This is a genomic window from candidate division TA06 bacterium B3_TA06 (assembly GCA_005223075.1).
GTDB lineage: Bacteria > Hydrothermota > Tepidihabitantia > B3-TA06 > B3-TA06 > B3-TA06.
The window spans coordinates 20,251-32,936 of sequence record NJBO01000021.1; the positions used below are offsets into that span (position 1 = coordinate 20,251).

Genomic DNA, 12,686 nt, shown 5'->3' on the forward strand with positions numbered 1-12,686 from the left:
TTCCTCATAATTGCATGGATTATAGGTCGCTTACCAGTTATGTCAATCAGGGCTTTACAAAAGGCTCAGGTTGAATAGAATTGGTTAATGAAGGAGTACTCGGACGGCAAGGTGTATCTATTGAGATTCGACCGCGGTGAAGAGGTAATAACCGGTCTCTTGAACTGGGCACGCGAACGGAGACTGGAAGGGGCGTTCTTAAGCGGTCTTGGAGCAATCGAGAATCCGCACCTGGGCTACTTCGACGCCAAGAAGCGCTCTTACATCGACAAGGAGTTCGAAGGCGAGTTCGAGATAGCATCACTTACCGGGAACCTGGCCTGGGACGACGCCGGAGGCGGCGAAGGCGATGTCGAGCCAAAAGGCGAGACGGAGCCTCAACCCATCGCTCATATTCATGTAGTCATCTCCGGCCCCAACTTCCTTGCCTTCGGAGGACATCTTTACTCGGCGGTGGTCTCGGGAACGGTAGAGATAGCGGTGATACCGTTCGGTAGCAAGCTTGAGCGTAAGTATAAGGAAGAGTTGAACCTAAAACTCCTGGATTAGCCGGGATGCATATTTCCTCCGACGGGCCCGTAGCTCAATCGGCAGAGCAGCTGACTCATAATCAGTTGGTTGCAGGTTCAAGTCCTGCCGGGCCCATTTATCTTGCGGGACAGTGAACGTCGAATCACCCAAGAAAAAGACGACGCACACCACTGCAAAGAAGACGCCGAAGGCCTCAAGCAAAGGAACAACGCAAGTCAAGAAAACGGCTAAGAAGAAATCCCCTGTAAAGAAAGTACCCAAGGAAATCCGCTGGAGGGTCTTCCTTGCGCCCGAGCATCCATGGAAGACGGTTATCATTCTTATAATCCTTGCCGGCATAATCTTCGCCATCGGCAAATACGTCTACGATATCGTGCCTGGCGAGGCACCATCCAGGATCCTGCTTGCAATCCTTGCCGGAGCACTTGTCTTTCTTCTTTTCTTCGGCTCATTCAACCCCCACTTTGTTCCCATAAACTACCATCTTACCCAGGAGGAGATAGTCATCCGCAAGTTCTACCATACCGACCACAGGTCCTGGAAGATGTTCCGCCGCTTCTTCCTTACCCGATCGGGTGTCGTGCTTTCGACATTTGCAATCCGCAAGCGTTTCCTTGACAACTTCCGGGGGGTGCAGCTGTTTTTACCCACGGATAAAGGGAAAAGGGATAAGGTGTTGGACTTTATCGAGACTAAGCTACCGCTTGATGCCGGTCAGAGCCGCGAGTGAGGAGATAGCCGCCTCAAGCGGCCGAACCTCGATAATAAGATAGGCACCGCACTCATTGGCAAATCCAAGATAAGGTTCAAGGGACGCCGGATCGGTAACCGGCAGATGTGCGTCCCACTCACCGTCGTTGTCATGAACGTGAACCACCCGGATGTCGCGAACGTGTTTCCTATAGAAGTCGAACTCCGCATCGGCAATACGAGAATGAGCTGCCTTTAAATGCCCGATATCCATCGTGTAGGAAAGGCCATCGATGCGTTCAAGGATATCCCTGACGAACTGTTGATGAAATCCGCCCACGTTTTCGATGCATAAAGGCGGACCCTTGCGCAAGAGATTAGCTGCGCGGCGCAGACGCACAAGCAGGGTAGTCTCGTAGTACTCTCGGAAAAGATCAATCCCTTGACGGCGCTGTCCGGAGTATGCGAAATACGGAGCCGAACCCAAATGAACCGTAAGAGCACGGCAACCGGCCTCACCTGCTTGCTTCTGGAGCCGAACAAGCCACGTAAGGTAGCGAGCAAAGACCTGCTCTGCGATCTCGAAGAACCCCATAGTTTCAGGTAGATGCGCGACCCAGGTTATCCCCTCATCTTGAGCGACCTTTGCAATCTCTGCGCGTTCCGGTTCCGCGGTTAACTTGGCAAGAAAGTAAGGGTTGTTGAGGTTGATCTCAACCACACGCACATTGCGTACAGCGAGGTAGCTGAACGCCTCGGCAATGGATGAAAATCCCTCAAGAACCTGCACCCCCACGCGTTCAACTAAAGAGGAATCAGACATCTGTGGATTCTAGCGAGGATTTGAGGATTGTAAAGGGCTGTTATTTAGCTAAGCCCCCTCTTCCTCTGAGCGAAGCCTTTCTATGCGTGCAAGTTCTCGACGAGTGCGCGTAAGAAGCTCCTCGCGGAACTCCTCTGGAACCCCCTGATCACCTTCCAGGCGGGAGACAGACTCGGAAAGTATCTCCTGCCTTCTCTTTAACTCGGCAAGCCTTGCGGCACGTTTAGGATCGGACCTGCGACGCAGGAAAGCCCAAAGATAGTAAGCTCCCAACGGGAAGATTATTAAAGCTCCTGCGCCGATCATCCACAGCCAGCTCGCCTGCGGGTATAAGAGTTGCAAGACCCCGAGAAACACCCCGGCTGCGGCAACCAGCGCTACCCAGGCCACAAACAACCTCTCCTGTTTGCCCGAAAGCCTGCGCAGTTCGGAAAGGGCAACATCTACGGCTTCCTCCTGCCTGACTAAGAAAAGCTCCGCAAGCCTCCGGCTCGTTGGATCGAAATCCTCTGCAAGCAGGAAAAACTCCGATCCCACCTCTAGATACGGAACCGGTAGGTGTGAGGCTTCGAAGCGACGCTCCCGGATAATAAACCTGTTTACGCGTCTGAGAAACCTTGCAAAATCTCGAAGATGGGCACGATTAAGTGAGGCACGAACGTCATCCATCCGCTCAAGCCAGCGGCGCAATGAAAACCTGTGCCAGGCCGAGGCACCCTCCCGATAGGACCAGCGCTCTATCTCACCAAGTGCTGCTTCATCCTCCGACTCCAGGTGGTAGACCCCGTCCAACAAAACGGTATCAGGACCTGATGCAATCTTCTCTCCGCCTTTTGGAAGAACGCCTATCTTTATGAGTGTGGAGCCAGGGGTGAATCCAAAGTCCAACTCCCCTGCGATTCGCTCAGGAACTATCCCTAACCTTGCGAGCGCTTCGTCTGCACCGGATGCGTACTTGAGCCCCTCTGGATCGCGTGTTGAGAGGGCCGTCTCAAGGAAACGAGCGAGCGCGGAGGAGAGTTCGCGTCTGCGCCAAAGAACCCCTGACTCCACATCAAAGGCATGGCCTGAAAGGTCAAGATCAAGCCTTACAAAACCGCCGCCGTCCTCAAAGAGCCTGACCGTAAGCTTGTATGGAATCTGGGCTGCCAGGCTGCCCTCGTCAAGGAGAAAGACAAGCGAGCGCCTCCCTGCAAAACGTTCCCAGGCAGGTGTGCCCAGACCAACACTGAGATGCTGCGAGATGCAGTAGAGGTCGGCCTCTGAGCCGAGCGAGAACACTGCAAGCTCGAGGATTCTTTTCGGCGTGGGCGTCTCCTTTTCCTTCAAAAGGTCAAAGATACCCATCAGCGCCTCCCACCAAACTTTTAATCATAACGTAGGATATTGAGTTACGGCCGATTGTCAAGGTGTTAGATCAACCGAGAAGACAGTTCTTGCAGAGGTACCGAAGCTTACCAAAAGGCACCTCTGGTGCAGTAACAAAAATCTCTTCGTAGGGGACGAACTCTCCACATCTTGAACAACGGATATCGAGTTTACGTAGACCTATGATACAGCTCACATCTCCAGGGATAATCTTTACCTCACGACTTTCCCTCTTAAGATCATAAAGAAGCTTCTGCACAAGCTCTATGCGACAGTCTCCTCTTCCACCCCAGAATTCAGAAATTACATATAGATTAGCTTCTGTCTCTTTAATCAAACGCAACAGCCCTGTGTATCCCAGGTGCCGTGTGTGAGATTCCTTGCCTTCGTAGTCTGCCGGTTCTGCGTATGAGAAATGTGCTATGATAATATCGCAATTCGATAAATACTTGGGAAGCCTCTTGAAAAACGCTGTGTCAGATGTATAACCAATGCTACGCTTACGGTCTCTCGCTACTATAAGATTGAGAACGAAACCTATTGAGTCAGGGATTCTATTGTCTGGGTCATGCTCTGTGTGGAAAACCTTCAAGGTTACCTGTTCGTTGATAGAATAATTCGGCTGTTGTGAATTTATAGGGCGAACATTCAGGTTATCAACCCCCGTATCTAACAGCCTCGGGCGATGGCCTTCATGCGTATCAATATCTAAATGAAAACAGATATTTGGTTTCCTTTCAGCCTTAGGATCATATAACCTCCATTGGTGCTCCAGATCGGCAAGCCGAATAAGGTCAGCACAATGATCGATATGGTTATGGGAAACGATAACTTGCGACACCTCCTTAATGTGAAAACCTATCGTACCGAAGTTTGCCAGAAAATCCAATCCCGGATCAATGACAATTCCTTCCCTCTCAGTTTTAACAAAGTAACCTCCTCCTTGGCAGATCTGACCTCCGAAACGCTCACGATCTACAGCGGATATGATAGGAATGGAAGAAGACCAACCTTTAAGAATAGCCAGTATATCCGTGTCTTCCCGGCCATCCCTTTCAGCGTACTCTCCAACCTTATTCCGATTCTCAGCCAGAATATCCCTAATGCGAATGAGGGGGTCAGTGGATTCTCTAGTACTCAAGCTAGCAATTTTTCCTACCTCTTCAGCAGCCTTATTAAGTCCCCGCTTTCTTAGTTCTTGCTGTCGCCGAATGGAACTTATGTGATAATCAACATTTTCTACCCCTCTAGGTTCATTAGCGAGGTACCATTCTCGCGCTTTTCGCAACCATTGAAGCGCTTCTTCAAATTCACCTCTAAGCCTGTGAGTAATCCCCATGTTGTGCCAAGCTTTGCCGGGAGTATCATAATTGGGGTCCCCTAGAGCCTTCTGATAAGAAAGAATAGCCTGTTCGTAAAGTTTCATTCTATCCTGAACCCACCCTATCCGGAGATAGGCATCCCCGCGGAGATGCAGAGCAGGCTTTTCGACAATTGGACTCAAAAAGCTGATTACGTCTTCGAACTTCTTATCAATCAAAAGGATGGACGCTTCAAAAACGGCAGCATCCTCCTCCCATCCTGCCCTTACGGCTAGCTCTTTCCCTTCCTTATAAAGTTCCTTTGCCTCATCGAATTCTCTACGGCGCCGAGCTTCTCGCCCTTCACGCAGAAGGCGTTTGAGTTCTTCAAGAAGTTTGGCTTCCTCTTCACTCACCTTTTTCCTGGCTTCTTTGCAGGCATTAACCCTCCTAATATTAAGTCAACATACATATACTCAAATTCTTACGGATGTCAAGTGACTGACGTGTCAGCTTACTCTTCTCCTACCCAAGAAGGCATTTCTTGCAAAGGTAGCGCAGCCTGCCGAACTCAGCGTCAGGTTTGGAAACGGCTATCCGCTTGTGGGAGGTAAACTCGCCGCAGCTTGAACAGAGCACCTTAAGGTCGCGCAGGTCGAGAAGACAGCCCACGTCGCCAGGGATTATCTCGGCTTTTCTTTTGTCTTTCTTGAGATCATAGGTAAGCTTCTGCACGAGCTCTATGCGAGCATCACCCGCCCCTCCGCGGAAATCAGAGACGATGTAGAGCTTGGCGTTAGTCCCCTGAACGAGTTTAAGCAAACCGGTGTAACCCAGGTGATCTTCGCTGAGTTTGTTATCCCTGATATCATCCACGCTGGAATCGGAAAGGTTGGCTATGATGACGTCGCAATCGGCCAGCTTGGTGCAAAGTTCCGGGAAGAAACCTGTGTCCGAGGTGTAACCGATGCATCGCTTCTGGCCGTTATCAAGCCTTGCCTCGAGCCAGAAGCCGAAGGAAGATTTGAGGCTCCCTTTCGTCTCGAAGGGCTTCAGTTCAATATCCCCGGGCAGGGAGTACCTGGGCTGCCCAGGCTCAAGCGGGTGGATATTCTCGTCTGCAACGTCCTCAAGCGGGTGATCCTTGTAGGTGGAAAGATCAAAGTAGAACTGAATCGGAATACGCTCCTTTGCTGCAGTATCATAGTTGCGCCATTGATCTGCAAGATACGCAAGATTCTCAAGCTCTTGGTAGCTCGGCCTTTGACGGTGCGAGGAAATAACCTGGGTGACCTCCCGGATGTGAAAACCCATCTCACTGAAGTATCTTAAGGAATCAAACCCTGGATCAATAAGAATCCCCTGGCCTGAGGTTTTTATGAAGCAGGCCCTGCCCTGGGTTAACCGCTGGGACAGACCTCCATCAAGTAAAGATTCGGTGGAAGTGACGCTCGGCCAGCCCGCAAGGATCACAAGTACATCCGAGTAATGGGTGCCCGGCTTAGCAGCATACTCGGCCAACTTGTTGCGATCATCACCCATAATATCCATGATGCGGTTAAGTGGATCGGCCTTGGGTATCCTCTCACCCTCGGCCATAGCCGCTGCTTCCTCGGCTGCCTGAGTCAGTCCAAGCTTGGCTGATGCCGCGTTTATCTTCTCCCACGCGTCCTTAGGCGTATCGTACTCAGGGGAGTCAATGGCCTTTCGCAAGCACTCAATAGCCTCTTCGAAGGAACCCTTGTTGAAGTAAGCAAGCCCCATATTGTACCAGGCCTTACCAGGGGTTTCGTAGTTTGGTAAATCAAGCGCCTTGCGGTAGCACAAGATAGCCTTATCGAACTCGCCCTTCTCCGCGTAGGCATTGCCCATGTTGTTCCAGGCCTTGCCAGGGGTATCGTAGAGCGGATCGTCCAGGGCCCTGGAGTAGGAGATGATCGCCGCATCATACTGCTTTAATTCATCCTGAGCAAATCCCAACCGAACGTAGGCATAACCTCGCAGGTGAAGCCCCGGGCTTTCAACCACGGGCACCAAAACCCGCACCATCTCATCAAACTTGTTCTCAAGCCGAAGCAAGGACGCCTGGAAAACAAGGGCATCCTTCTGTAATCCCGCCTCAAGAGCAAGCTTCTTACCTCTCGCAAGAAGCTTGCTGGCCTTTGTCTCCTCCCCACGCCTTGCAAGAACCGGTGCTTCCTTGAGTAACCGCTTCAGCTCGCCAAGAAGTTTGCCCTTCCCCTCGCCACCTCTCGAATCGGATATATCTGCACGCATCAATTCCCTCCTAGTATATTCCCGAAGGACATCATTCTGGTTCAAAAACCCTTCTCTATAGGAATACCCAAATATCACACGATGTCAAGCACCGGACAAGGAGAACTTGACAAAAGCTCTGCAGTCAGTTAAATCCTAATCGTGACCAAATCGCTCGAAAGAAAAAAAAACCCTGCCTTCGGTATCTTCGTCATCGTATCTCTCATCCTTCTGATCTTGATCGGGCTTGCTGGATTCATAGGAGCCTTCTTGCGCCCACCTTTGATCTACGTGATTCTCGGTCCCCCTACACTCATCCTGCTGGCATTCTTCATTCTTCGATTGGCACGAGGGCCACACAGGGATCAAGGTTGGGGTGCTGTAGGTGAGGAATCCAAAAAGAAACCTCCCCTGAGGTGGCATGGACTCCTGGGCTACATAGGCGGATCGCTTGCGCTGCTTGGTCTCCTTGGAATCCTTGAAGGTGCCGGCTGGGGTCATATATTCGGAGCCAAACAAACCCTCACCCTTACAGAAGGGGAAACCCAACAACTACTATCAAACCCCAAAGACTCACTTTATCTTTACAAGTTCCGCCCCACCTTCTACCCCCAATCCCAATCTGTAAACGACTACAAGGCGCTGGTAATCACCCTTGTTGACTCGGTTTTCACCTGGGATACGGTAAGCCTCAACTCTCCTATAAAGATCGGCAACCGCCGCATCTACCTTGCCGATTACGGGATGAGCGCAGACTCGCTCTACCTCCTGTTCAGGCTGGTTCTGCCCTGGGGTGATACCATACCCTACGAGTTTCCACCCGAAGGGGTGATTGATGACCCGCGCTTCCCTTTAATCGTTTCCTTTGAGAAATTCCACATAGACAGAACCCAGCTATGGCCCGAGCCCGAGGTGCCCGAGGTATCGATTAAACTTATGCTTCCTGGGGAGCTTTTGCTTTCCGAACGCCTGCGTGCACCTGACTCGGTGAGCCTGGAAGACTACACCATGTTCTTCGACGGCATACGAATGCGGCCCACCGTCACCTTTATCTGCCTGAAGGACAAAAGCTGGATGATCGCTGCGGCAGGTGGAGCGCTGTTGATAATAGGACTGATCCTCGGCTTTATATCAGGGGCGGCCGCGGGATTCGGAAAAGAAGATGTTTGATCCCTTAACCGCGTTCACGCTGGAGCGTCCCCTGATTATCATACTTTCAACCCTTTACGGCCTCGCGCTTGTGTTCTACTGCCCGCCAAAGATAAATGCCAAGCGAGCAATCAAGATAACCGGACTTGCACTGCACATCACAGCGTTGCTCATCCACTCCTTCGTTTTGTCCTTAAGGTTCTCAAGCACCGGACATGCGCCGTTTGCAAACCTCTATGAGACGCTGCTTTTTGTATCGTGGAGCACCTCGTTTGTTTTCCTTGTTCTTTCGTGGAAACGCGGCGCGTTCGGTTACGGTCGTGCTGCAGCGGCCACATCGTGGATCGTAATATTCGCTTGCCTCATGCTGCACGTATTCGCATACGAAAAGGTTGTGCCGCGCTATCTGCCAGCGGTACTGCATACCTCTCCGTGGTTCGAACTGCACACCGCACCTGCCTTGCTTGCCTACGGACTCTTCACGCTTGCGTTCTTTGCGGCATTAACCTCCCTTGGTGGCAATAAGGAGGTAAGGTCTGTGCGCCGCTCAGTGGCCTCCTTCTACCTGTGGCCAGGGATGATACTATTCACGGCATCACTCGGACTGGGTGCTGCGGCATCGCACCTTGCATGGGGCTCCTGGTGGGTGTGGAACGCAAAGTCGGCGTTCTCTTTAGTAACATGGGGGCTCTTCTTCCTTGCTCTCCTCTCGCGGGAAGAGAAAAGGTGGGCAAAACGAGCCTTCCCCTGGCTGGTGATAGCAGGCTTCACCGCCATGATCTTCACCTACCTCTTCACGAACAAAGGCCTGCACGACTTCCTGTAGGATTATGAGTATCCTCTTTAATCCCCGCCGGTTCTTTTCAGAGATAGGCAAGACGCTTCAGCTTGCGCCGATGCTTGTGGTGATACGCTGGGTAGGCACCGCGTCGTTTATCACCCTGCCGCTCTGGCTTTTCAGGATGGAGCCCTTTGTTAAACCCTGGCTGCCGATACCTGCCGAAGGCTACTACTTCTGGCAGCTTATCTTCCTGCTGCCCTACGGCATCGTGCTGACCCTTCTCCTCTCGGGTTCCTCGCTTCTCATCCTTCGGGGCGGGGGCAGGTTCGGAACGCGCTTCCGTGCGGTTTTCGCGATCATCTCCTATGGGTTGTTCCTGCCATGGATTTTCTGTCTTGCCTGGGACCTTTTTCTCATCTTCTCAGGTCACTGGACGCTGGCCTGGGCAATGCCGATCCATACGACAGCGGTGGTCGCTGAAGGTTTCCTCTACGCCTACGGCTTCCACAGGGTGTTCGGGACCTCGTGGGGAAGAGCGGCGCTGATCGCTACTCTCAACAGTCTGATATTCATCGGTCTTTCCGCACTAATAGTCAGATAGACACAGTCGATTCAAGCTCATAAGACGGCATCATCTTCTTATACGTCCATGAATCTTTTTAATTTGACACATTGACGCCTGCCTCTTTCGCACTACAATGACAGTGTATGCGGAGGAATGAATGAGTACGGGTGTGACGTTAAAAACGGTGGAACTTCCTGAAGCAACTGAATGTTCGTTCTGCTGGAGCTTGTGCGCAATTCTTCGCTATTTGGATGAACTTCTATTCCGAATCGAATAGTTGACAGGTTGACAGACAGCATAAACTCAGATATGCTTAAGGGATGGGAGAGCATGAGTGAAACGAAGCATCCTCGCTACCCTTATCTTCACAGGCGTATGGGCAGCCATGTGGGATACACCCGAGGCCGATCTGTCATTGGCACGACTCCACATAACAACCCCAGCAGGATCTATCCAGAATCGTGTGAAACTATCAGTCAACCTTTCAGGCCTAACAAGTCTAACATACCTATATCTTGAGGATACAGCTTCAGAGCGAACAAGTTCCTTACCCATAATCAAGGAGTATCCCCAAGCCCAGGTGTCTTTAAGATTCGGTAAGTTCGAAGTAGGCTTATCAGGAGAACAGACCCTTGATGCAGGCGGTGAGATTTGGGAGCAAGAGTCGCCGGATGTCTTAAGGAGCCTTGATCTCTACCGGTTGTCAGCCGAAGCGGCGTGGTGGCCGAGCCAAAGGGTGGGGTTGGTGGCAGGATACAACCATCATCTGGGATGGTTAACGCGTGAAGAAAAAGACTCCACAGCATCCCAGGTAATTGAAGCCTTTGGACACACCCCTGGGTTCTCAGCAGGACTTCTCCTCGCTCTCACCGAGCGCTTGCAGCTCGACGTGGTCCTGCATTCACCCACCACTCCACTACAGCTTAAAGGGACCATAAGCAACCAGAAGCACATCCAAGCAAGCATCCCGTTGCCGCTAAAAGTCTTAACCGATGTCCGCATCGCAGCGACCGACCGCTTTGAGTGGTTCTTTACATTGAGCTATGCATTCACCTCATCAATGGACTCTCTATATCTTGATTCAGGCGCAGACTACGTCGGCCCCCTTTCTACAATCCCGCTTTATGAATACAATACGCTGGCTCTGCAAATAGGGGCAGGCTACCGTATCATTCCTCCTTTGAGCTTGCGTTTGTGGGGTAAGTATTCCTCCTGTCCGGTTGATAGCCTTGACTTATCCTGGCCGAATCCGAGCGGGATAAGCGTGGCGGCTGAAGGCATCTGGGAGCAGGGAGCGTGGAGATTTGCCGCTGGGATCGGTACCCGGCGGTTTCATCCCATTCTATCCGAGACCGGTGCACGATTGGAAGGAAACTCCTACCATCTCAGGATAGGGCTTGGACTGGTCATTTGACCTTGACTTGGCTGGATAATCCCCTAGACTTTAATCCGGATAAAACTTAGGAGCCAGATGAAAGCTGAAACACATTATTCCTTACAAGACCTCTTCGGGATAGCCATAAAGGCAGAGATAGAGGCCCAGGAGATATACACAGAGATCAGCACGTACACCAGGAACTTTGTGCTCAAGGAAAAGATGCGGTTCATGGCCAGTGAAGAAGAGAAACACGAAAGCATCCTGAGAGGCCTGTTCAAGCAGAAGTTCGCAGGGGCTGAACCTGTGATTCCCCAACAGACGGTAGCACCGGTGCCCGGATGGAAGCCGGACGAGGGCGGTAATGTAAGTGAGGCCCTTAAGTCTGCAATGCAGACCGAGGAGGACGCAAAGGCGTTTTATGAAGCCATGGCTGAAAGGATTGCCGAACCGAAGGCTCAATCCATGCTTAAGTACATGGCCGCGATGGAGCAAACCCATTACCACCTGCTTGAGACTGAATACAACGCCGCGATGGAGATTGAGGACTACGACCGTTTCGACCCGGCCGTTCACTGGGGCGCGTAGGAAGAATCTAAACCATTCAGATCGAATAATTAAGGCTGGCCGATAGGCCGCCTTCTTATTCCCTCCCCCTATCGATACACCCCATGTATCCGGATAGATGTAATGCCACGCCTTGTAGATATAATGTTCGGGGTCCCCGCAGCGTTGCGAAGCAACGATGTGGGGTGTATGTTCGGGGTCCCCAACAAAACACGCAGTGTTTTGTTGGGGTAAAAGGTTACCTTGACGCGGGCAAAACACGTCCTATAATCAAGATAACTACCCTCCCCTAACCATCAACCCCTCCCGCGAGCGGGACATCGCGTCCCGCTCGCTTTTATATCCCATCAAAATCACGAAGTGATTTTGATGGGGGCCCAGAATTAACTAGCCTGGGGACTCCTCGAGATCGCTTTGCTGAAGGATTTCTATAGAAGAAACGATGCAATCCCTGCCCTCCAGAATCTCAAGCGAACCCCGCTCGCACTTCGGGCAGGCAAAAACCGGCAAGGCTTGGTGAAACAAAGGGTCCTCCTTGACCTGAAGCGGTCCCTCGTATCCGCATTTGCCGCACCGCACCCTGGCCGGAACCATCTTGTGGCTGATCTCCGCGGCTTCCGCTTCGGTGCCTTTAAAAAGCTCGGCAAGCCAGAAGATCACCTGTTCGGGGTTAAGAAAGGTAAGTTGACCTATTTCGATATTTATATGGGCAACCTTGACCGCCTCCTCCCTTTTGGCAGTGCGCAAAACAGCGCGGGCTATCTGCTGAGCCACCGACATCTCGTGCATGAATCCTAAAGCTCCAAAGCCCCTATCAGCTCCTCGATTCCTTCACCATCACGGGCGGTCATCACCACCACCCTGGTTTCGGGATTGATGCCATGGATGTCGTTGGTAAGATCCTCGATGGAAACCTCCATGGAATCAGCCAGATCTTTTTTGTTAATTACAGCAACGTGGGCTTGGCCGAAGATGTAGGGATGCTTTTTGACCATGTAAGGCCCTTCGGTCACGGAAACCACAACCACCCGCTTGTCGGTGCCGAGTGGGAAATCCGCAGGGCAAACAAGGTTACCCACGTTCTCTATAAACAAGAGATTGGTATCGGCAGGTATATCCTCGATAGCGTGGGAGATAAGGTGCGCGTCAAGATGGCACTCCTTGCCGGTGTTGATCTGGAAGGTTTGAACGCCGTGCGCGCCGATACGATCCGCATCAATGGTGGTGGTCAGGTCACCTGCAAGGACCGCGATGCGGTACTGGTTTTTGAGGCGCTCGAC

General features: G+C 51.8%; 13 protein-coding genes and 1 tRNA gene. 8 read left to right on the forward strand and 6 right to left on the reverse strand.

Annotation, left to right across the window (positions count from 1 at the left end; translation table 11 throughout):
- Positions 1-87 precede the first annotated feature (87 nt).
- From CEE36_10000 to CEE36_10010, 3 genes are all read left to right on the forward strand, one after another.
- Complete coding sequence (locus CEE36_10000) at positions 88-549, forward strand: hypothetical protein (protein TKJ39906.1); 462 nt, start codon at positions 88-90, stop codon at positions 547-549.
- A 23-nt stretch (positions 550-572) separates the two neighbouring features.
- A tRNA-Met gene (locus tag CEE36_10005) sits at positions 573-645 on the forward strand.
- Between the two features lie 16 nt (positions 646-661).
- Positions 662-1,261 (forward strand): hypothetical protein, encoded by a 600-nt coding sequence (locus CEE36_10010; protein TKJ39907.1) that lies wholly within the window; start codon positions 662-664, stop codon positions 1,259-1,261.
- Here CEE36_10010 and CEE36_10015 read toward each other — a convergent pair.
- From CEE36_10015 to CEE36_10030, 4 genes are all read right to left on the reverse strand, one after another.
- Positions 1,229-2,044, reverse strand: coding sequence for a hypothetical protein (locus tag CEE36_10015; protein TKJ39908.1), 816 nt, complete (start codon positions 2,042-2,044; stop codon positions 1,229-1,231). The two genes, CEE36_10010 and CEE36_10015, sit on opposite strands and share 33 nt — an antisense overlap.
- Positions 2,045-2,092: 48 nt before the next feature.
- Entirely contained in the window at positions 2,093-3,391 is a 1,299-nt protein-coding gene (locus CEE36_10020) for a hypothetical protein (GenBank protein ID TKJ39909.1), read from the reverse strand.
- A gap of 70 nt (positions 3,392-3,461) precedes the next feature.
- Positions 3,462-5,129 (reverse strand): hypothetical protein, encoded by a 1,668-nt coding sequence (locus CEE36_10025; protein ID TKJ39910.1) that lies wholly within the window; start codon positions 5,127-5,129, stop codon positions 3,462-3,464.
- A 109-nt stretch (positions 5,130-5,238) separates the two neighbouring features.
- Positions 5,239-6,990 carry a hypothetical protein gene (locus CEE36_10030; protein ID TKJ39911.1) on the reverse strand — a complete coding sequence of 584 codons (1,752 nt, stop codon included), beginning with the start codon at positions 6,988-6,990 and terminating at the stop codon, positions 5,239-5,241.
- Between the two features lie 141 nt (positions 6,991-7,131).
- On the opposite strand from CEE36_10030, the gene CEE36_10035 reads away from it, so the two are divergent.
- The 5 genes from CEE36_10035 (at position 7,132) to CEE36_10055 (ending at position 11,427) form a co-directional block, all read left to right on the forward strand.
- Complete coding sequence (locus CEE36_10035) at positions 7,132-8,139, forward strand: hypothetical protein (protein TKJ39912.1); 1,008 nt, start codon at positions 7,132-7,134, stop codon at positions 8,137-8,139.
- A complete protein-coding gene (locus tag CEE36_10040) occupies positions 8,132-8,944 on the forward strand; it encodes a hypothetical protein (protein TKJ39913.1) in 813 nt (270 codons plus the stop codon). The genes CEE36_10035 and CEE36_10040 overlap by 8 nt, the downstream gene beginning before the upstream one ends.
- A 4-nt stretch (positions 8,945-8,948) precedes the next feature.
- Positions 8,949-9,500: a hypothetical protein gene (locus tag CEE36_10045; protein TKJ39914.1), complete on the forward strand. Its 552-nt coding sequence runs from the start codon at positions 8,949-8,951 to the stop codon at positions 9,498-9,500.
- A 298-nt stretch (positions 9,501-9,798) separates the two neighbouring features.
- Positions 9,799-10,878: a hypothetical protein gene (locus CEE36_10050; protein TKJ39915.1), complete on the forward strand. Its 1,080-nt coding sequence runs from the start codon at positions 9,799-9,801 to the stop codon at positions 10,876-10,878.
- A gap of 57 nt (positions 10,879-10,935) precedes the next feature.
- Positions 10,936-11,427, forward strand: coding sequence for a hypothetical protein (locus tag CEE36_10055; protein TKJ39916.1), 492 nt, complete (start codon positions 10,936-10,938; stop codon positions 11,425-11,427).
- A gap of 366 nt (positions 11,428-11,793) precedes the next feature.
- Here CEE36_10055 and hypA read toward each other — a convergent pair whose 3' ends face one another.
- Together hypA and hypB are read right to left on the reverse strand one after the other, a co-directional pair.
- Positions 11,794-12,195, reverse strand: a complete 402-nt coding sequence (gene hypA / locus CEE36_10060; GenBank protein ID TKJ39917.1) for a hydrogenase maturation nickel metallochaperone HypA — start codon at positions 12,193-12,195, stop codon at positions 11,794-11,796.
- Between the two features lie 5 nt (positions 12,196-12,200).
- On the reverse strand, positions 12,201-12,686 hold a 486-nt coding region (gene hypB / locus CEE36_10065; protein TKJ39918.1), incomplete at its 5' end, for a hydrogenase accessory protein HypB.

Excerpts from the sequence above, each read along its gene's own strand:
- CEE36_10000 (TKJ39906.1), top strand. The coding sequence starts at position 88 with ATGAAGGAGTACTCGGACGGCAAGGTGTATCTATTGAGATTCGACCGC.
- CEE36_10015 (TKJ39908.1), bottom strand. The coding sequence starts at position 2,044 with ATGTCTGATTCCTCTTTAGTTGAACGCGTGGGGGTGCAGGTTCTTGAG.
- CEE36_10020 (TKJ39909.1), bottom strand. The coding sequence starts at position 3,391 with ATGGGTATCTTTGACCTTTTGAAGGAAAAGGAGACGCCCACGCCGAAA.
- CEE36_10030 (TKJ39911.1), bottom strand. The coding sequence starts at position 6,990 with ATGCGTGCAGATATATCCGATTCGAGAGGTGGCGAGGGGAAGGGCAAA.
- CEE36_10040 (TKJ39913.1), top strand. The coding sequence starts at position 8,132 with ATGTTTGATCCCTTAACCGCGTTCACGCTGGAGCGTCCCCTGATTATC.
- CEE36_10045 (TKJ39914.1), top strand. The coding sequence starts at position 8,949 with ATGAGTATCCTCTTTAATCCCCGCCGGTTCTTTTCAGAGATAGGCAAG.
- CEE36_10055 (TKJ39916.1), top strand. The coding sequence starts at position 10,936 with ATGAAAGCTGAAACACATTATTCCTTACAAGACCTCTTCGGGATAGCC.
- hypA (TKJ39917.1), bottom strand. The coding sequence starts at position 12,195 with ATGCACGAGATGTCGGTGGCTCAGCAGATAGCCCGCGCTGTTTTGCGC.